Origin of the sequence: Bacillus methanolicus MGA3 (genome assembly GCF_000724485.1) — a bacterium.
Taxonomy (GTDB): Bacteria; Bacillota; Bacilli; order Bacillales; family Cytobacillaceae; genus Bacillus_Z; species Bacillus_Z methanolicus_A.
Genome location: NZ_CP007739.1, coordinates 919,167 through 938,917 on the forward strand (window position 1 = coordinate 919,167; position 19,751 = coordinate 938,917).

The window sequence follows — 19,751 nt, forward strand, 5'->3', positions numbered from 1 at the left end:
CGCCTCCTTCAATTGTTCTTTGACAGGCGTCTTTCGAGATATCCGACACCAAGGCTTAATGGAACAGTAAGGATTAAATAAAACAATGCGACAAATATATAAACATCAAAAACAACTAATGTTTTAGAAGAAACAAGGTCTGCATAATACATAAGATCCAGCCCTGCCACCACTGCTAATATGGAAGAGTTTTTAACTAGATTAATGAATTGGTTTCCTATTGGAGGTATAACAATTTTAATGGCTTGAGGCAAAATAATAAATCTCATTGCCTGATTGTATGTTAAACCTGAGGATCTTGCCGCTTCCATTTGACCTTTTGGTACAGCCTGGATGCCTGCGCGAATGGCTTCGGCAATAAAAGCTGCCGTATAAATGGAAAGGGCGATCGTTCCGGCTGTAAACCCGCTAAATGTGAAACCAATTACTGGAGTTCCGATAAAGAAGAAAAAGGTAATAATTAACAGAGGAATATTTCGAATAAATTCAACGTATGCAGTGCCGATCCAGTTCAAAGGTTTAATCGGTGAAATCCTCATAATTGCAATAATCGTCCCGAGCATGAAGCTCGCCGCTAGCGCAATGACGCTAGCAAGGACCGTGTTTTTAAATCCCTCCAGATACATATCAATATTTTCTGTCAATATTGAGAAATCCAGCATGTAAAACACCTCTTTCAGCTAGAGGCTGACCCAAAAATAAGAGCCAAGCATCCTTCGCAGATAAATATTGAAACCATGATCAATGTTTCTGCAATATTTAGTAACTGCACACGGGTGCCAGGAACTTATAGGGCAGCCTCTTCTAGAAGATTCCTTTATTTTGAAAAATCTTTCTTAATCCATTTTTTGTAAATCTTGTCATACTCACCATTAGACTTGATTGTTTTTAGTGCTTTGTTAAGTGCATCAAGAAGTTCTTTTTCTCCTTTTCTCACCGCGATTCCGTATGGTTCATCGGTAAATGTTCCTCCGACAATATGGTAGGAAGGATCCTCATCAGCCATCCCATAGAGAATGGCGTTATCAGTCGTGAGAGCGTCACCTTGCCCTGATTTTAGAGCTGTAAAGGCTTCTGCATAGTTTTCAAACTCCAATACTTTTGCCTCCGGGGCTTTTTCACGGATGTTTTGGGAAGATGTGGAACCTTTTACTGCTAATACTGTCGTTCCTTTTTTAAGGTCTTTTAATCCCTTAATCGGACTGTCCTTTTTAACAAGGAGCGATTGGCCTGCTTTAAAGTATACATCAGTGAAATCGACTTCTTTTTTGCGTTCTTCTGTAATTGTCATTGTTGCAATAATCGCATCAATATCACCTTTTTGAAGCAAAGGAATCCTTGTTTTTGAAGTAACCTCTTTAAATTCTACTTTTGACTCATCCCCGAGGATCTGCTTCGCCAGCGCCTTGGCAATATCTATATCAAATCCTTCTACTTCTCCGGTGCTTGGATTTTTTAGCCCGAACAATCTAGTATCGTTCTTAACACCAAAAATGATTTTATCGCGTTTTTTGATGGTTTCGAGTGCGTTTTTGGCACCCTCATTTCCACCACCGTTCGTCTTCTCCGCATTGGTGCCACAGGCTGCCAGCATTGCAACTGCTAACAACGAAATGAATGCCAGTTTTAGAAACTTCTTTGATTTAGCCATGGTTATTCCTCCTAAAATTAATGATATAATATACGGCTGAGAAAAATTTTCGCCCTTTCTTCTTTCGGGTTGGAAAAAAACTCAGCCGGTGTTGCTTCTTCAAGAATCTGTCCATGGTCCATAAAAACAATTCTGTCAGCTACTTCTTTTGCAAATCCCATCTCGTGAGTGACAACTACCATTGTCATGCCTTCTTTTGCGAGTGTTTTCATCACATCGAGCACTTCTCCAATCATTTCAGGATCGAGAGCAGAGGTTGGTTCATCAAAAAGCATGATCTCTGGCTTCATCGCAAGACCTCTTGCAATCGCAACCCTTTGCTGCTGCCCTCCGGAAAGTTGGGAGGGATAGGAATTTGCTTTATCAGGTATTCCAACCTTCTTTAAATAAAATTCTGCTGTTTCTATTGCCTCTTTTTCAGATTTTCCCAGCACCTTTATTGGCGCAAGAGTGATGTTTTCAATCACCTTTTTATGAGGGTATAAATGAAAATGTTGAAAAACCATTCCAATATTGCGCCTTAATTTATTAATGTCAGTTTTCTTATCATTAACGGAAATACCATTAACCGTTAAAGTTCCGCTTGAGATCGTTTCAAGCCCGTTAATGCAGCGAAGCATCGTACTCTTTCCCGATCCGGAAGGTCCGATTACGACAACAACTTCTCCTTTGCTGATTTTTAGATTAATATTTTTTAAAACATGAAAATCTCCGTAATATTTGTTTACATTATCAAAGACTATCATCTTTTTCTCCTCTTACAAAAACTATTTATAAAAATTAGAATAATTACTAAAATCAATTTATTCAGAAAAATTTTAATATATTAAAATTATAAACGAGTACGCCGGAAATCGTCAAACCATTCCATTAATACTGTTTTTTGATTTTATGCAAGTGAAAAGGCTATCATGTTTCCTAAGGAAACAAGCAGACGGCGTAATTCTCTTTCGTTTTGTAAATTTTTATTTTTCTTTAGATTGTGCATCGAAAAATAAATCATTTCTAATGACCCTTCGATTGCCTGTTTGAATAACCATCCATATTATTCTTCCACGAGGCGTTATGTGGTTCTTTTACATACGAGTATTTGTTTCTTACAAATGTGAAAATCAGAAGGCAGGATGTACTTTCAAAATCATTAAAATTCATAAATTATGGGGGAATGAATGTTTTTCCCCACTTAAAACAAAATACTAATTTTATTAAAAGAGTCTTGACTTTCTACATATAATGAATATAATTAAATACGTGGCTGTAAAAGAATTAGATATGAAAGGGTTTGTAGCCATTTATAGACAATTTTAATATGATCTGTTAGCTCAGCTGGGAGAGCACAACCTTGACAGGGTTGGGGTCGGCGGTTCGAGCCCGTCACAGATCATCACAAGAATTCCTGACATTCAATTTGATGTCAGGACTTTTTTTGTGTATTAATGCGAACATATGTGCTATTATATGTTCATAAAAATAATTTTTCAACGGTAATATGTAACTTATTAAAAATTAAAAGTTATTATGGTGCAAGTTGTCAAATCTCTAAAAAATTAGTTACAAAGCACATGTTCATGTATTGTTGGTAAAAAAATTATAAATGAGGAAGCAAAAAAGGATACTTATAAATATACAAGAGGGATCTAGGCGATTTTAGAGGATCTGGATCAATTGGAAATTCTTCTAGAAAGAGCTCTTACTATAAATTTACGAGGAGGATTCAGGTGAAAAGAGTCTGGGCTTTTTATCGTGTTTCTACCAGAACTCAGGCATTTCACCATGATATTAAACTTCAAAGAATGGCCTGTTTGTCGTTTATTGAACATAATCCTGAATGGATGCTTTGTAGGGAATTTAAAGAACTTGCCGTCTCCGGGTATAAAAGGGATATTTATTCTCGTGAATATTTGAAAAGGATCGTAAGAGGAGCTAAAAGTAAAGAGTTTGATGTATTAGTTGTTTTTATGCTTGACCGGTTAGGAAGAAAAGTAGAAGATATGAAGAAATTCTATAATATTCTACGTGAACATGGCATAGAGATTTGGTCCGTAGTTGAGGGTGAAATAAAAAATTTTCATTTGAATGAATTCTTTTATTTCCAACAAAGTTTTAAAGAAGTCGAGAAAATTTCAACAAGAGTGAAAATTAGAACTGAGCAATTAAATAAAGAAGGAAGTTTTACAGGAGGAACTCCTCCATTTGGATACCGACTAGAAAAGAAAAATGGCAAAACTGTTTTGGCAATTAATCCTGAAGAGTCACAAATAGTAAAGGAAATTTTTAATTTAGCTTACGAAAATCGTTATGGCTGTAGTAAAATTGCTCAAATCCTCAATCAAAAAGAAATTAAAACAAGATCTAAGAAAATGTGGATTTATAGTACTATATCCAGGTTACTCCGAAATCCTATTTACATCGGGCAACAAGCATATAACAAAACCGATGATAGAGGACGAAAAATTGAGAGGGACCAGTGGAAGCTAAAACCTAAGAAATTGGAATTAGTCATTATTCCAGATAATGTTTTTTATGGTGTGCAACAATTATTGGATAAAAGAAAAGCCTTATTAAAGACAAGTAATAATTCGGTCAAGGAAGAGTTTTTGCTAAACGGAATAGCAACCTGCGGATATTGCGGACGAAAATTAAAAGCTGAAAATAACTATAACTCTTATTATTGTCCAATAACTGGGGAGAAATTTAAAAGAATTTACAGGCGATATGTATGTGAACATGCAAAAAACAAATTAGAATTTCACGGACAAAGGGATTTTGGTGCTGATAAATATGAAAGATTGGTGATATCCCAAATTATACAATTAATTAATAACAAAGAAATAAAAATCAAGAATGAAAATAGCTTAATAAGTCAAAGAAAGGAATGCTTAGCACAAATTAATTTTCTAAAACAAAAACTTCAAGAAAAATATTTATTACTTTTTGCAGCAAGAAAAAATAATTGTAACCTATCCGAAATTGAAAAGGACATAGAAAATCTTAATAATGATTTAGAAAAACGTGAGAAACACTATAAAGACTGCACATTAAAGTTGAAAGAATTAACGGTGCTTAAAGAAGAATTGCCGATATGGGAAGAGAATTTTCGTAAGGGTAATTTTGCTATGAAAAGAGAGATGCTCAATCGGATAATTGAAAATCTTCTGTTAAGAAAGGATACTTGTGAACTTAAATTAAACGTTTCTATGTCATTTAATTAAAAACTGATAAAATGCTATAGATTAAGGTTTTATCACCGTTATGACACCATTTAGCTACCTTGACAGGGTAGAGGTCGCTGGTTCGAGCCCAGTCGGAATCATCAAAACGAGAAGCTTGAAGTCCTTGTGTATCAAGGGTTTCGAGCTTTTTCGTTTTATTAGCGGTTGTGTTAAAACCTCCATGATTTAAAAATTTGCACAAAACTTGCACCTTTAGTTAACTAAAGGATTTTGACTCTGTTTTAAAAGGGCATTTTCAAATTTCTCTGCCGCTTGCTCTTGTAAATCATCACTGACATGTGAGTATAAATCTAAAGTTATATCGACCCGGGAATGCCCCAACCGCTCGCTAACCACTTTCGGATTTTCGCCTTGTTGCATTAGGATTGTTGCATGTGTGTGCCGTAAATCGTGAAAGCTAATGCGTGGTACATTTGCTTCTTCGATCAAACGATAAAATTGTCGTAATAAGTTGCTCGGATCAAGAGGTTTTCCATCATCAGTGCAGACAACTAAATTATTGTCTTCGTATTGCATCCACAATTTCTCTTTCTGAAAATCTTGTTTTTGCTTATGTTTCTTTAACACATTTACAACATGCTGAGAAATTGAAATTTGTCTTTTGGATTTTTGTGTCTTAGGTTCTTTAAAAATTAAACCTTGATCCGATACAAAACAGAGGCTGCGTTAGATTCGGATCTTTTTATTTTCAAGATCTACGTCATTCCTTTTAGTCCTAAAACTTCTCCGCGTCGCATCCCTGTAAAAATTGCAAGAAAGTAAGGTATCTCAATAGAACGATTTTTAATCAAATTTAGAAATCGATTTACCTCATCTACTGTCCATGCCGTTTTTTCTGCACTTTTCACTTTGGGTGGTTTAGCATTCTTTACAGGATTCACTTTAACCATTGACCATCTTACAGCCTGATCAAATGCTTGATTGAGCAAATTATGCATATGTCGTATATATGCACCTGAATACCCAGCGTCTAATTTGTCCACATAAAAACAATCAATATCAAATGTTGTAATTTCATTAACCTTACTATGTTGAAAATGCTTTATAATATGGTTCTTGATGATATATTCCCTACTTTTTGCAGTCGTTATTTCTACGGTTTTTTTGTAAGAGGTATTAAACCACCTTTCCATGAATACAGGAAAATCTTCTGTACTTTCTTTAAAATAACTTCCCTCATCGACTTGTCTTTTGATTTTTAGAAGTTCTTTCTTTGCTTCAGTCTTTGTTCGGAACGGTCCGAAACTTGCTTGCTTTCTCTTACCGGTGGCCGAGTCTTTTCCAACATCGATTCGAAAATAAAATCCTTTTTTCTTTTCTTTAATTAACTTGTCAAAGTTCATCATTACACCCCATTCCTAGTTGGATGCTGGAATAGTGTGTAGTATGTGGTTAGGTAAATATTATCAAAATAATAATTTTTAGAAAAGCGTTACATTATTAAAAAGGAGAACATCATGATCTTGAAAAAATAAATATTTAGATTTTGGAAAGCCATACAATCCGCATCATATAACTAAATAAGATACAGTATAGCTTAACCATATAATATGAACAGTTAAAAAAACGTGGTGAATCGTTTTTGCTCATATGGTTATGAAGATCTGAATCGAAAAGTGGAATAGAGGGGGGAATATTTGAGTTTTTAATAAGTGATTGACTGTTTCAATCAATAAAAAGTGGAAGTGTGAAGGGGAATATAAAGAATTATTTTATTGATTTTTTTGGAAAATTGAATCTGTTAATCTTTATATTCTTATTTATGTTGTTCTTTGCTAGCTCACATTAGTTAAACTAATGGTATGCTTATTACGAAAAAGGAAAATTAGGTGATTGAGTTAAATTAAATTAGAAAGGATGTATATAGTGAAATTCGTATAATTCAATGATACGAACAGAATAGTAAACATTCACCCCGCAACATTTATTCACGGTTGTAGTGCCAGTGACGCACCAATTGAACCACTAGAAGAAAGGCTGTTTGTATTACCAGAAGGTACATATCCTTGGATCAAAATGTGGGATTACGGTGAAAAAGGATTAATGATTTTAGTTTCACCAAGACAAGACACTAAAGAAAATATATCGCTAGTTTTAAGTGCCTGCGCGTTAGCAGTCACTTTTATTTTTTCCGTACTAACTTGTCGGTCAAAAGCTGAAATTAAAGTAACTCTGTCGTTTGTAAGCTCAAAATGAAGGATGAGTATTAGTGCAGCCCATTATGATTTGGCGGGCTGCACTTTCTTTGTTTATAAACCAATTCCGAGATTATGAACCACTTTCTGGATTGATAATTCCCTGTTTGGATGTTATTCAGTTACTAATTTCTAAATACGGGGTTAATTTTTCATACGTTCTTAAAATATTCACAAATAATTAAGAACGATTTGTGACAATTTGTGAATATTTTTGAACAAGGTAAAAATCTCCTACATTTTGTCGATATATAAAGTAAAAGGCTCTCTTTTGGTCCTAGGTTTTAAATTTTCATATTTATTTGGCAAACTACTCGAAAGAGTAGGACGCAAAGCTAAAGGGGCTACATCTATTTATAAAAGATATGCCAGCCAGTTGCACTTCGTCTTAAGTTTCATTTTGATTCTTTACGAAGTTTTTTATTAAGATGATCTAGTCCAAGCACCTGCCCTCTTTAGTTTACTAGACTATAGAGGGCAGTTTTTTTATATAAGTTCAGATTGAAAAATAGACATAAGTAAGATGATCAAATGAAGTAAAAGAATAGTCCAAATGTTTTATACATATGTCTGAAAATCAATCTGTGTTTATATAAATTCAAGTAGCGAACAAGCATTTACATAAAAAAATGCTACTTCATATGAGGAGGAATAAAATGTGTTAAAAAACATGAATTTTTTCACCAAGAATATGCTGTTTTCGATAGTGAGTGTTGTAATTGTAGGAGTATCACTTGTTGGGATGGGTTATATTATCCAAGGTAATTTGTTAGAAAATCAGTTAAAACAGCAATCGGAAGAAATTACAAAATCTTGGATGAAGAAGATAGATGCTGATAAAGTAGAAAAAGCTTCTAAAACGGATGATATAAAAAGTAAAGAACATCAAGAGTTAACGACTTTATTAGATCAGTTAAGTGAATATAACCCAAATATTGCTCAAGGATACATATTTGGTACTGAATTGGCGGGGAAGAATGGAAATGAAACATCTATAGTGGCGAACCCCACCAAAATATGGGAGATGTTGCGAGAATCAGGATTAAAAGTAGGGGATATGTATACTCAGCCTGATGTAGTAGTGGAAGCAATTAAGAAATTAAAGAAAGAAAAGAAAGTTCAATTTACTAAAATTTATAAAGATGATTTGGGTACTTGGATGACAATTTTACATCCGATTATAAATAGTAAAGGTGAGGTATTTGCTTATTTTGGAGTTGACATAGATGCTTCAAACATAGCGGAAGGTCAAAAAGATTTATTGTTCAAATCAGGAATCTCGTTAATTGTTATTTTAATGTTACTAATTGTAGGGCAATACTTATTATTAAAAGTTTCATTAAAGCCGTTAACCAATTTAATGCAAGGTATTGAAGAAGCAAGTAAAGGAAATTTGAATATTTCAGTGAAAGAAGGGAAAGATGAATTAGGCCAAGTTAATCAAAAGTTTAATGGAATGATCAATGTAATAAAAGGTACGGTAAGTAGAATACTACATACTTCGAAAGAGATTGCCGAGAATTCGGAAAGACTTTATACATCGTTTGAAACAAGTTATAAAGCAGCTAACAATATTACAAACTCGGTAGAAATGGTACAAGAATTATTAGAACAACAAGCTCAATCTATTAATGAGTCTTCAGTTTCGGTGGAGCAGATTTCTAAAGAAATAATTAGCATTGCCAATTATACGAATGAAGTTTATGAGCTTTCTGAAGAGGTAACAAAGCTTTCTGAAAATGGGAAAAAGTCTACTGATAAAGTTGTAGAGCAGATGGAGAAGATTAATCATAATGTAGAAAATTCCGATAAAACAATAAGCGAGCTTGTTACTGTGTCGGATGAAATTCAAGAAATATTACAAGTAATAACCAGTATTTCAAATGATACAAATTTATTGGCATTAAATGCTTCGATTGAGGCTGCAAGAGCAGGTGAGCATGGGAAAGGATTTGCTGTAGTAGCAAATGAAGTGAAAAAATTATCGGAGCAATCTGCAAACTCGGTAGAGAGCATACAAAAATTGATTGATAAAGTAAAAGAACAAGTAAATAAAGTAGTAGATTCTATGGAAATCATAAAAAATGATGTGAGTGAAGGTATTGAAATTGCAGAAAGTACAAATGAAGTATTTGGGAAGATTTATGAATCTATATTGGAAGTAGCTAATAAATTGCAAGTAGTCTCTTCTTCCTCTGAACAAATTTCTGCAGGAGTTGAAGAATCGTCTGCTACGATTGTTGAATTGTCAAGTAACGCTGAAAATATTACTAAAAAATATGATGATATTGTAGAAAATATCCAAGAACAAGAAGCTTCGTTTGAAAATATAAAAGAGACAGTGAGTTACTTAACAGAAACATCAAAAGAATTAAAAACGCTTAGTGATCAATTTAACATATAATTGAAACCTCTAATAGGTGTTATTCAACAAGATATTCTACAAGAATGGAGGGCATTAAATGAAAAATATTGTAGAAGGATTTGAATTATCTGTAAAAAAATTTCCGGATCATATAGCGATTAAAGATAAGAATCGATATTTAACATATAAAGAACTAGATAAAGAATCGTCACGTGTAGCTGTGGAATTAGTAAAAAACGGACTAAAAAAAGGACAGTTTGTAAGCATTTTTCTTAAAAGAAGCGTTGATACCGTAGTGTCCATTTTAGGCATCTTAAAAGCTGGTGGAGTATATGTACCATTAGATCCAGCACATCCTGAAGAAAGAAATCGATATATTATCGAAGATACTCAATCACCATTTTTGATAACGAAATCAGATTGGCTAGAAAAAATTAAAAAACTAAATGTAAGTTCTAAAAATATATTGTTGGATCGTTTAGATGACAATGATGAAGATGTATCGGTAGACATTCAAGAAAATGACTTAGCTTATGTGATTTATACATCAGGTACTACCGGCAATCCTAAAGGTACTTTATTGAGACATGTCGGGGTATTAAATTTAGTTTCTTGGAAACAGAGAGTGTTCAATATTAGATCGGAAGATCGAGTTTTACAGTTTGCTACGTTTAGTTTTGATGCTTCTGTACCAGAAACATTTGTTTCCTTATTCAATGGTTCAATTTTGTATTTAATTGATGATGAGGAAAGAATGTCTGCTGAACATTTTCTTAAGACAATCGATAGAGAAGGAATTACTGTCATTCCTGCTATACCGACTGTATTTTGTAACCAGTTATCGAAATATGCTAAAACACATGGTAAACGGAAATTTGGAAAGGTAAGGGCTGTAGGAGTAGCAGGAGAATTGCTAACTGGTGAGGTTGCAAGAAACTTTAAAAGGCAGTTTGGAAATGAAACGACATTATTTAATTTATATGGCCCAACGGAAACGACGGTAGCGGCTTCGTATTATGAGGTACCTGATGAAATCGATGAAAATATGTATAGTGTTCCAATTGGAAAAGCAATTGATGGTACTAAGTTATATGTAGTTAATGAAAAAGGAGAGAGATGTAAAGTAGGCGAGATTGGTGAATTATGGATTGCATCTGTAGGTATATCTTTGGGTTATTTGAATCAACCAGAGAAAACAGCAGAAGTGTTTATTAAGAATCCTTTTGAGGATATTTTTGAAGGAATGGTATACAAATCTGGAGATCTAGTAAAAGAATTAGAAGATGGGAACTTGGTGTTTATTGATAGAAAAGATACTCAAGTAAAAATTCGAGGACATCGTATTGAGATTGCTGAAATTGAGAATCGGATGTGTCAGATTGAAGGAATTCTTGACGCAGTAGTAGTCGTAGAGGAAGACAACGCCGAGAAAATATTAAAAGCTTTTTACATTTCTACGGATGAGTTGAGTCATGCTTTTATTATCAACGAGTTAAAAAAGAATTTGCCGAGTTACATGATTCCTTCTAAAATGAAAAGAATTGAAGAGTTGCCTTTTGCTCCTACAGGAAAAGTAGATAGAAAGAAATTAAAGATGATTGAAGCTGATCGAGTAATATTAGTAACCGATGAAATTGTAAATCCTAGAAATCAGGTAGAGGAAGACATTTTAAATGCGTGGAAAAGGGTATTAAACATTGAAGGAATTGGAGTAAAAGAAGATTTCTTTGAAGTTGGTGGACATTCTTTAAAAATTATTGAAGTATTAGCGGAGATAAAGAAAAAGTATAGAGGACTATTCATCAAGGATTTCTTTGAATTGCGCACAGTAGAAAAATTAGCCGCAAAAGCAATAAAAGAGTACAAAAAAGAGGTTCAAGTGAAAGAAACAACATTTGTACAATTAAAAGAATATCCTGTTTTGAAAGTAGATAAGATCTTACCAAAAGTAAAGAGTGTGGTATTAACAGGGGCAACCGGATTCCTCGGTAGTCATTTATTGAAAAGATTGGCCGATATGAAAATCCATACGTATGCGATTGTGCGAGGAAACCAACCTGAAGAGCGATTGAAAAAAAAGTTGAATAAATATTTTCACATGGAGATGAATGAGTATATTCACGTGGTGAATGGAAATTTAACACAGAGATTTTTTGGGTTGTCTGTAGATGAGTTTAAGGAGCTAGCTTTCAAAGTTGATGCTGTTATACATAGTGCTGCGGATGTTCGACATTTTGGTGAGCGGGAGCATTTTGAGAAAGTCAATGTAGAAGGTACGAAACATGTGTTAGAATTATTGGATGTGAATCCTGATCTGGTATTCCATCATATTTCAACGGTAGGAACTGTGGAAGATTTACTATTAGAAGGAAAGTGGATGGAGTTTCAAGGAAAAAACAAAATTCCGGAGGATTTGCAATTAAATAATGTGTATACAGACACGAAATTAAAAGCTGAGAGATTGGTTTTAGATAAAGTCAAAGAAGGCTATCAAACATTTATTTATAGAATGGGAAATTTAACGGGAAGAGCATCTGATGGAGTATTTCAGGAGAACATTGATAGTAATGCATTTTATCGGATGATGAAATTGATGATATTAGTTGGAAAAGCTCCTGATGTAAATTGGATGGTTGATTTTACACCTATTGATTTTGCTAGTGCAGTTGTAACGACTTCTGTACTGAAAACTCAACATGCTAGACGGGTCTATCATGTTAATCATCCAGAACCTATTCATTATCGTAAATTTATAGATTTATTGAATGAAGTGGGTTATAAGGTAGAATTGATGGATAAGATAGAATATGAAGAATTTGTATTAAATCTAACTTCTGAGGAAGCTAGAAATTTATTGGTTGCCCAATTAGACGGTGATGGTGCGAAAGATTCTGAAGCGGTCTTTGATAGCAGGGATACGATGACTTCTTTGGGAATAAAAAATATTCCTGAAATCAATAAAGAATATATGAAAAAGTTATTAGAACATGCTTTCGAAGTTGGATTTATTAAGGCTAATAAAATAGTAGAAGAAGTATTAGTGTAATGCTGATACTTCTTTTTTATGGTGGTATGTGGGATGGTGGATGTATATATATTTCAAGACTGGAAGTTTTGCAAAAATGAAATAAATGAGAGCATCATCACCGATAAAGAAAAGATGTATATAAAGAAGTATGGAAATGGTAGAGAATCCATACTTTCTTTACTTTTAGTAAAGTCTGTCTTAGGAGAAGTGGAAATTTGGAGAGATGAAAGGGGAAAACCTTTATTAGTTAATGATGAACGATTTGTAAATTGGTCTCATAATGAAGAGTATTGGGTATTAGCAGTTAGTAGAGAAGGACCTGTTGGTGTGGATATTGAGTCGTTAGGTATAGGCTATCAAGAAGAGGCGTATGGTTGGATTTTACATGATGAGGAAAAAGAACGGATGAAACAGGGGGTGAAATTTTCTGAAATATGGACAAGGAAAGAGGCATATGTAAAGTATCTAGGGGTAGGAATTGATGAAGATATGAATAAGTGGAATTCATTTGATAAGGATTTTATAAAGTCTTTTAAATTTAAGAATGTTGTTATTAGTATATGCGCTGAAAACATTGGTAAGATCAATGTATATGTAAACGGGTAAATAATAAGCAAATTGTTTTTACTGTATAGTCAACACATGTTGCGTATTACAACATTTATTGATTCAAAAATTAACAACTGTATGATACTGTTTTATTTAAAATAACTATAACAGACCACCTGCTCACTAACTTGCTAACACATTTGCTAACGTACTTATTTACCAGATCTGAATTTATTTAACTGAGTTCATTTTGGAATCCTTAAAAACCTTGATAAATCAAGCTTTATTAAAATCAATTAACTCAGTTAAATCAGTTTTATTTCACAAAATAAAATTGAGGAGGTAGGGCATATGTTTAAAGTCTTAGGTAAACTGCGGTGCGGCATTTGTTCAGAGGTAGTTGAAATAGATGATAAAGTTTTTTTGGACCAGATGAATACCATCATCCATCAAAAGTGCCATTTTAAGCACTTAGATCCCCAAATTCCCATAAAGGACAAGGGCACGTTGATTAAGTCCGTATAATTGTGTAAAAAGAAAAGGGTCAAATTAATCCCTTTTGGTTACAATGTTTTAATGCCTACATAAAACATTGGAAAAGGAGATTTAATTATGACCCAATTACAGTTTACCCTAAATCTGGATCTTTTAAAAGATTCGGTCATGAATTCAAATATTGATGCGGTAGTCAAATCAACCATAGTTTTAGTCTTAAATGAGTACATGGAAAAAGAGCGTGATGAGTATTTACAGACTAAGGCTTATGAGCACACTTCCGAACGCCAAGACTACCGAAATGGCTACTATGATCGTGACTTTATTGTAAGTATTGGAAAGATTAAATTAAGAGTTCCCCGTACACGTAATGGTACTTTGCACCATCTGTTTTTGAACGCTATGCGCGTGTGGATCAAGCTTTTGTATTATCCATGCTCGAGATGGTTGTGAATGGTGTGTCTACACGCAAAGTGACGAATGTTGTAGAACAATTATGCGGGGAAAAAGTTTCTAAATCCTTTGTTTCATCCCTGACAGAAAAGCTGGATCCAGTTGTCAAACAATGGGCAAACCGGCCGTTAAATGTCCAATATTACTCTTATATTTTTGTAGATACTATGTATATAAAAGTGCGTGAGCACCATAAAGTCGTTTCTAAAGCGGTGTATATTGCGACCGGTATTAACCAGAACCAAAAAAGGGAAGTAATTGGTTTTAAAATCGATCATAAAGAAAGCTATGAAGCATGGCGGGAATTCTTGAGTGAGTTAAAGTCAAGGGGGTTACAATCCCCCAAGCTGGTGATTTCAGATGCCCATAAAGGATTAAAGAAAGCGATAGAAAAGGAATTTATCGGAACATAATGGCAGCGTTGTACCGTTCATTTCAAACGAAATATCATCGAAGCATTGCCTAAGAAAGGCATGGAAGAGGTCATTGTCGATTTAAAAAGGATATTCGAAGCCGTAACGGTAGAAGATGCCCGATTCTTTCGCAATGTGTTCTTTAAGCGCTATGAAGAGAATCCGAAACTTGAAAAGGCACTGGAGAAATTAAATGAGGGCTTTGAAGACGCCATCCAATATTTGAGTCAGCCCGCAAAATGGCATCGCTTAATCCGTAGCACCAACACTCTGGAACGATTAAATCAGGAAGTTCGCCGTCGTGAAAGGGTGATCCGCATATTTCCCAATACGCAGTCTGCCTATCGGCTGATTGGAGCTGTCTTAATGGATTATGATGAAGAACAAGCCAAGAAAAAACCCTTTTTACGAATAACGAGAATGTCCCGCGCGAGCGCGAAATTTAATTTGATTGGAAGGGGGTACCCCCTTCCAATCAAATTAAATGAATACTAAAAGCAAAATTAGGCTAAAACCTTGTAATCAGTATTTTACACAATATTAAGGACTTGACTGGCACGTTCAGAAAAATGCTCCTGAAATATCCTTTTTTTAAATAGAAAAGCTCTTCTCATTCGAGAGGGGTTTTTTATTTCCTGATAATTTAAACCTATCAATATATATCTCAAAAACCTATAAATAGTTATAAATACCTATAAATTTTAATTTTTTGAGAATTAAATGCGAAAATTTGTATATATTTGTAGACTTTTGTCATTTTGTTTGTTATAAATTACTTTAGAAAAAATAATCAAAATCTCACTTGAAAACGATAAAGGCAAACTTATCGAAAGGTAAGGACGCAAAGCTACAGACCTAAAGCAAAAAGCTATGGTGGCTGAGCTACCGAAGGAAGTGGGGAGGCTATAAACAAAACGCGCAATCCCATTTTCTGGAATTGTGCGTTTTTTATTTTCCATAAGGAGGTGAAATGGATACTTGCCTATTAACAGTATAATTAGGAATGATGAATTTTTTCATCATTATCAGCCAATTTATGATATTCAGAATTGGAAAGTAGTAGGGTATGAAGGTCTTTTTCGCACAGAGGGACTCTCTACGCCTGAAATAACTTTCGATATTGCTAAAAGAAAAAAGAAGCTTTATGAATTAGATTCGCGGTCTATCCATAAAGCTTCCTTAACCTACTTGAAAGCAGGTTATTCAGATAGGTATCGGAATTTGTTTTTAAATGTCTTCCCATCGACAATTACAAATCCAAAATTCCATACCTTTATAGATCAAATTATTAATGATAACGAATTCAAAAGTCAACAACTAATTTTTGAAATTAATGAAAATGAAGACGTTAAATTTGACATTTTAAAAAAATCAATTTCTCATCTTAAGAATCTTGGCTTCCTTATTGCCATCGATGATTTTGGAAAAGGATATTCTTCCATAAAATCAATTGTTGAATTACAACCTGATTTCATAAAGTTAGATAGATTTTTTATAGAAGATTTGAGAAACTCTGAGCAAAAAAAAGATCTTATACGCTACCTACTCCACTTTTGTCACAAATTCAACTCCAAATTAATTGCTGAAGGGGTTGAAGACAACGAAAGTTTAGCCATCTTAAAAAGTCTTGGCGTTCAGTATGCACAAGGTTTTCTACTTGGAAGACCTGCATTGCTTTCTTAACTATAGGGGTGGGTAAGTTGGATAATTTACTTAGTATCTTAGTTATATCATTCATAACAATGGTAATGAGCCTTGTTTCTCTTGGATTTACCTTCCTTAGCAAGGAAAAAAGAAAAAAAGCAGGAAGTGTTTCAAGTGAAATTATTCAGGCTGAAGACAAGTTTGTTAATAAAACACAGATTTATACGGGAAAAAATAGGCGTAAATGTTTCCGTGTTGAAGTTGATAATATTTACTGTATCATCAAATTCATTGATTTTGCGAATTCTAAACTTAATAAACTTAAGAATAGAACAATAAATGGCTATATTGAAAATATCAGTTTATCTGGATTAAAGATAGTTAGCGATTATGAACTCCCAGTAAGGTCCGATATTAGAATTACCATCTCATTTAAGCTTGAAGATTATGTATTTACAATGAAAGGAAAAATCGTACGAAGGGAAGATCATATAGAGAATAAATATGTAGGTTATGGAGTGGAATTTTTAGAATTATTACCAAACCAACGTAAACAATTAAATATGCTCTTAAATAAAATATACAATTTGAAACACGCTCACGCATTATAATCAATTGGCCCCTCTCATTCGAGAGGGGCTAAACCACTTTTTACTGGTTAAAAATTTTTTCCGCAAAAAAAATAACCCTTCCAATACGGAAAGGGTTGACAAAAAAATCTAGAGGTGTTCCTAATATAATATTATGTTTATATTAAGCAATATATCACCAAAATTCTATGTCCGGAATAGGTGCCTCATCGATCTCCTGACTTCTCCGTAATATCCTTCTCACTGTCAATAATCACCTTCTCTATACGGGTTGGCCTGTACCCTGTCTCCCTCTTGATCTACTAAATCCATTCATAAGCGATTCCTAAAATATCTTTTCCCATCGAGTTGCAAAGTCTCCGGACCGCAATTTGTCTCTGTTAAGTACAATGCTAATTTTTTAACTAAAAGGCAGAAATGTTCAGTAAATATTACAATTGTATTTGTATTTAATTTTTACTTTCATAGTGATTAATAACGTGTTAATATATGGTAAATACAGTTACAAAAAAGAGGGCACGGTGAGTGAATGTCATTAGGTAAACTAATTGGCAAAGGTAATACAGCTGAAGTATTTGAATTGAGTAATAAAGAAGTATTAAAGCTGTTTTATGAAAAGATACCTTTTGAATATATTGAAAAAGAATACGAAACAAGCAGAGTGATAAATCAATTAGGCATCCCCTCTCCTAATGTAAGAGAACTTACGGAACTGGACAATAAATGGGGCATCATTTTTGAAAAAATAATCGGCAGAAGTTTTACGCAAGTCTTATCCTCAAAGCCGTTATTACTTAAAAAAAAATGCTCGTTTTTTCGCGAATTTACAAGCTTCGTTTCACGGAAAGAGAACGGATAAACTGCCTTCTCAAAAAGAATACCTTTCTCGGAACATCTCCGGAACCAACCTATTAAGTAAGGAAGAAAAGAAACTGATTTTGAATTATTTAATGCAGTTACCAGACGGTAACAAAGTTTGTCATGGTGATTATCATAGCGACAATATTATTCTGATGAATGGTGAAGCGAAGGTACTTGATTGGATGACCGCCACTTCAGGGAATCCATGCGGTGATGTCGCAAGAACTCTAATTGTTATGCGGTATTCTTATCTCCCACCGGACATGCTAAAAGCAACAAAATTATTAATTCAGACCGTAAGAAAAGCGTTTGCGAGATTTTATTTGAACTCTTACATAAAGTTAACCAAAACTACCACAGAAAGCATAGATAAATGGCTTTTGCCTGTAATGGATGCAAGACTAGTTGAAGGCATACCGGAACCTGAAAAACAGTTTCTTTTGAGGAAAATAAGAATACAAGTTATGAACCATTTGAGGGAAAATAAAGACACATTTAAATCGTGTTTAAATAAACTATTCAACAAAAGGGTGCGTTAGTTAAATAAGACATACAAAAAGAAAAAAATTAGCCTTTCCTTTTTGGAAAATATCAACATTAATTTTTAACGAAGTCTTAAGTTAAATTGTTGATTTCAAAAACATCCCAAGCTGAATTTTTAATTCAACTTGGGATACCATTACATTTGATATCAAAATGAAAGGTTAGTTAGATTCATCGAATTCTTCCTCTAGTTCTTTATCGACTTTCTTAGCTATTTTGTACACGGTGATAATCCGTCTAATTTCTTTAGGTGTTAACCCTTGCCTTTTCAGTTCCTCAATTAGTTTTTGCCATTCATCTTTCATTATTTTCACATCCAAAAATCATGATTTTCAATATTAATGCCCATTTTTAAATTGGTAGAGTAAGAGGGCCCTTCTCATTCAAGAGAGGTTTTAATCTTCCAAACTTCCTACATCAAGTCTTATATTTCCTTACGAAGTTTTCTCAGTTTCTTCTTTAAGTACGATTATTTTATTTCCAACAATCTCCACTACGTTACCAATTTCAATTTCTGGAGGAAATAAACTTTTGGATAATTCTCTGGTTTTTCCATTTATTTCGACTACCACAATATCTCCTATAAACCGCTCAACAATCCCTTTTATAAAATCACTTCCTTTCTGTTTTAATTGATAATTAGTTCCAATTGTCTTTTAGTGCAATAAAAAATAGGCTTTTAAACATTTCTTAAACATTACCATATACTTCTATATTATTCTCATCATTAATCAAAAATGCGATATTTCTTGTACGTTGCTTAAAATCTAATTGATACTAAATCATGATTTATCATTGCAGCATGTTTTTTATCAATAATGAACACTTTTCTAGAAGACTTATCTATCGCGGTGTCTTTTAGGACATGGTTGTTTGGGTCAGCCGCTTCTTTCAGCTCGTTTTTAACTACGTTTAATAAAAAAAGGGAGTTCCGTATGTCCCATTTCACGAACATACACGAAAAGCTGCCCTTTATGATGGATTTCGTGGTCCATAGCACCCTGAAGAAATTTTGCTACAGACATTTGTGATCCAAAAATTTTCGTTAGGTCAATCGTGCGCTCGAAATCTTCGTCTGTAAGGGACTCTAGCAAACTTCTTGTCTTTTCTGTATAATTTTCTGCTAACTTGCGAAGATCCGTTTCTGTCTCCTCGATTTTTTCTCTGAACAACATTTGATCTCCACTTTTGGCTGTTTTTGCAAATCGATAGAATGAAAGTAAAATATGAGTGACTAACTGTTTTGCGGACATGGATGTTGGCGTTGGTTTGTAGTCATAATGCTCTTTTTCAATTTTGTTAATGAGTTCGATCGTAACGCTGCGGTGAGCTAAAAAATAACGAACTAACTTCTCTGTACGGTTCATGCTTAATTCCTCCTCATGCCAAAGTTTATGAAATTGATTTTATTTCAATAATTCAATGGTATGATAAGAAAACCCTTTTATGTATAGCCGAAATATCTTTAAACTAGCTTCTTTTTTACAAAGGTTTGACTCTTCACCAACAATGACAATATATAGAATGGAACTTATTAAGTTAAAACAAAATATTTTTCGGATTGGGAAAAAGATGTATTATTTATCGGGGCTTTTATTTTCGTTATGGCACTTATTTTTTAAAATATCCACAATTTATCCACGTTTCTAATATTAGCTTCTTAAAATAATTGCTTCGTTATACCAGGAAGCGGAGATATAAGCGAGGGGAACCGGAAAGACTACAAGAACT

The 19,751-nt window shown here is 33.7% G+C and carries 15 protein-coding genes, 1 tRNA gene, 2 pseudogenes and 2 riboswitches; of the genes and pseudogenes, 10 read left to right on the plus strand and 8 right to left on the minus strand.

The features are described from left to right. Positions 1-8 precede the first annotated feature (8 nt). The 3 genes from BMMGA3_RS04595 to BMMGA3_RS04605 all read right to left on the minus strand — a co-directional run bounded on the left by BMMGA3_RS04595 (position 9) and on the right by BMMGA3_RS04605 (position 2,397). Positions 9-662, minus strand: a complete 654-nt coding sequence (locus BMMGA3_RS04595) for an amino acid ABC transporter permease (RefSeq protein ID WP_004433657.1) — start codon at positions 660-662, stop codon at positions 9-11. Between the two features lie 155 nt (positions 663-817). Further along, positions 818-1,651, minus strand: coding sequence for an ABC transporter substrate-binding protein (locus BMMGA3_RS04600; RefSeq protein WP_004433659.1), 834 nt, complete (start codon positions 1,649-1,651; stop codon positions 818-820). A 17-nt stretch (positions 1,652-1,668) separates the two neighbouring features. Beyond that, positions 1,669-2,397 (minus strand): amino acid ABC transporter ATP-binding protein, encoded by a 729-nt coding sequence (locus BMMGA3_RS04605; protein ID WP_004433661.1) that lies wholly within the window; start codon positions 2,395-2,397, stop codon positions 1,669-1,671. 565 nt (positions 2,398-2,962) lie between these two features. Between BMMGA3_RS04605 and BMMGA3_RS04610 the strand changes: the two genes are divergently transcribed. After that, positions 2,963-3,035 (plus strand) — tRNA-Val (locus BMMGA3_RS04610). Positions 3,036-3,369: 334 nt separating this feature from the next. Continuing rightward, positions 3,370-4,863: a recombinase family protein gene (locus BMMGA3_RS04615; protein ID WP_004433663.1), complete on the plus strand. Its 1,494-nt coding sequence runs from the start codon at positions 3,370-3,372 to the stop codon at positions 4,861-4,863. Between the two features lie 213 nt (positions 4,864-5,076). Here BMMGA3_RS04615 and BMMGA3_RS18210 read toward each other — a convergent pair whose 3' ends face one another. Both BMMGA3_RS18210 and BMMGA3_RS18215 read right to left on the minus strand, forming a co-directional pair. Further along, positions 5,077-5,451, minus strand: a complete 375-nt coding sequence (locus tag BMMGA3_RS18210) for a tyrosine-type recombinase/integrase (protein WP_004433667.1) — start codon at positions 5,449-5,451, stop codon at positions 5,077-5,079. 128 nt (positions 5,452-5,579) lie between these two features. Further along, a complete protein-coding gene (locus tag BMMGA3_RS18215; RefSeq protein WP_237712820.1) occupies positions 5,580-6,227 on the minus strand; it encodes a site-specific integrase in 648 nt (215 codons plus the stop codon). 1,146 nt (positions 6,228-7,373) lie between these two features. Then, positions 7,374-7,463: riboswitch (cyclic di-GMP riboswitch) on the plus strand. A gap of 274 nt (positions 7,464-7,737) precedes the next feature. Between BMMGA3_RS18215 and BMMGA3_RS04630 the strand changes: the two genes are divergently transcribed. The 8 genes and pseudogenes from BMMGA3_RS04630 to BMMGA3_RS16740 form a co-directional block, all read left to right on the plus strand. Beyond that, complete coding sequence (locus BMMGA3_RS04630) at positions 7,738-9,483, plus strand: methyl-accepting chemotaxis protein (RefSeq protein WP_004433670.1); 1,746 nt, start codon at positions 7,738-7,740, stop codon at positions 9,481-9,483. Between the two features lie 58 nt (positions 9,484-9,541). Beyond that, complete coding sequence (locus BMMGA3_RS04635) at positions 9,542-12,490, plus strand: non-ribosomal peptide synthetase (protein ID WP_004433672.1); 2,949 nt, start codon at positions 9,542-9,544, stop codon at positions 12,488-12,490. A 33-nt stretch (positions 12,491-12,523) separates the two neighbouring features. Further along, positions 12,524-13,078, plus strand: coding sequence for a 4'-phosphopantetheinyl transferase family protein (locus tag BMMGA3_RS04640; RefSeq protein WP_004433674.1), 555 nt, complete (start codon positions 12,524-12,526; stop codon positions 13,076-13,078). 555 nt (positions 13,079-13,633) lie between these two features. After that, positions 13,634-14,766: pseudogene (locus tag BMMGA3_RS04645) on the plus strand (IS256 family transposase); the annotation flags it as partial. Between the two features lie 422 nt (positions 14,767-15,188). Further along, positions 15,189-15,272, plus strand: a riboswitch (cyclic di-GMP riboswitch). Positions 15,273-15,360: 88 nt separating this feature from the next. Continuing rightward, positions 15,361-16,065, plus strand: a complete 705-nt coding sequence (locus BMMGA3_RS04650; protein ID WP_004433676.1) for an EAL domain-containing protein — start codon at positions 15,361-15,363, stop codon at positions 16,063-16,065. Between the two features lie 17 nt (positions 16,066-16,082). Then, a complete protein-coding gene (locus tag BMMGA3_RS04655; RefSeq protein ID WP_004433677.1) occupies positions 16,083-16,637 on the plus strand; it encodes a PilZ domain-containing protein in 555 nt (184 codons plus the stop codon). Between the two features lie 508 nt (positions 16,638-17,145). Then, on the plus strand, positions 17,146-17,475 hold the full coding sequence (locus tag BMMGA3_RS16735) for a hypothetical protein (protein ID WP_050943012.1): 330 nt from the start codon (positions 17,146-17,148) through the stop codon (positions 17,473-17,475). Further along, positions 17,474-18,016, plus strand: a pseudogene (locus BMMGA3_RS16740) (phosphotransferase family protein); the annotation flags it as partial. The gene BMMGA3_RS16735 and the pseudogene BMMGA3_RS16740, both read left to right, overlap by 2 nt. Positions 18,017-18,181: 165 nt before the next feature. Here BMMGA3_RS16740 and BMMGA3_RS17775 read toward each other — a convergent pair. The 3 genes from BMMGA3_RS17775 to BMMGA3_RS04665 form a co-directional block, all read right to left on the minus strand. Next, positions 18,182-18,325: a hypothetical protein gene (locus tag BMMGA3_RS17775; RefSeq protein WP_004433678.1), complete on the minus strand. Its 144-nt coding sequence runs from the start codon at positions 18,323-18,325 to the stop codon at positions 18,182-18,184. 129 nt (positions 18,326-18,454) lie between these two features. Further along, positions 18,455-18,670 carry a DUF3006 domain-containing protein gene (locus BMMGA3_RS18725; RefSeq protein WP_412151018.1) on the minus strand — a complete coding sequence of 72 codons (216 nt, stop codon included), beginning with the start codon at positions 18,668-18,670 and terminating at the stop codon, positions 18,455-18,457. A 252-nt stretch (positions 18,671-18,922) separates the two neighbouring features. After that, entirely contained in the window at positions 18,923-19,387 is a 465-nt protein-coding gene (locus BMMGA3_RS04665) for a DinB family protein (RefSeq protein ID WP_004433680.1), read from the minus strand. Positions 19,388-19,751 lie beyond the last annotated feature (364 nt).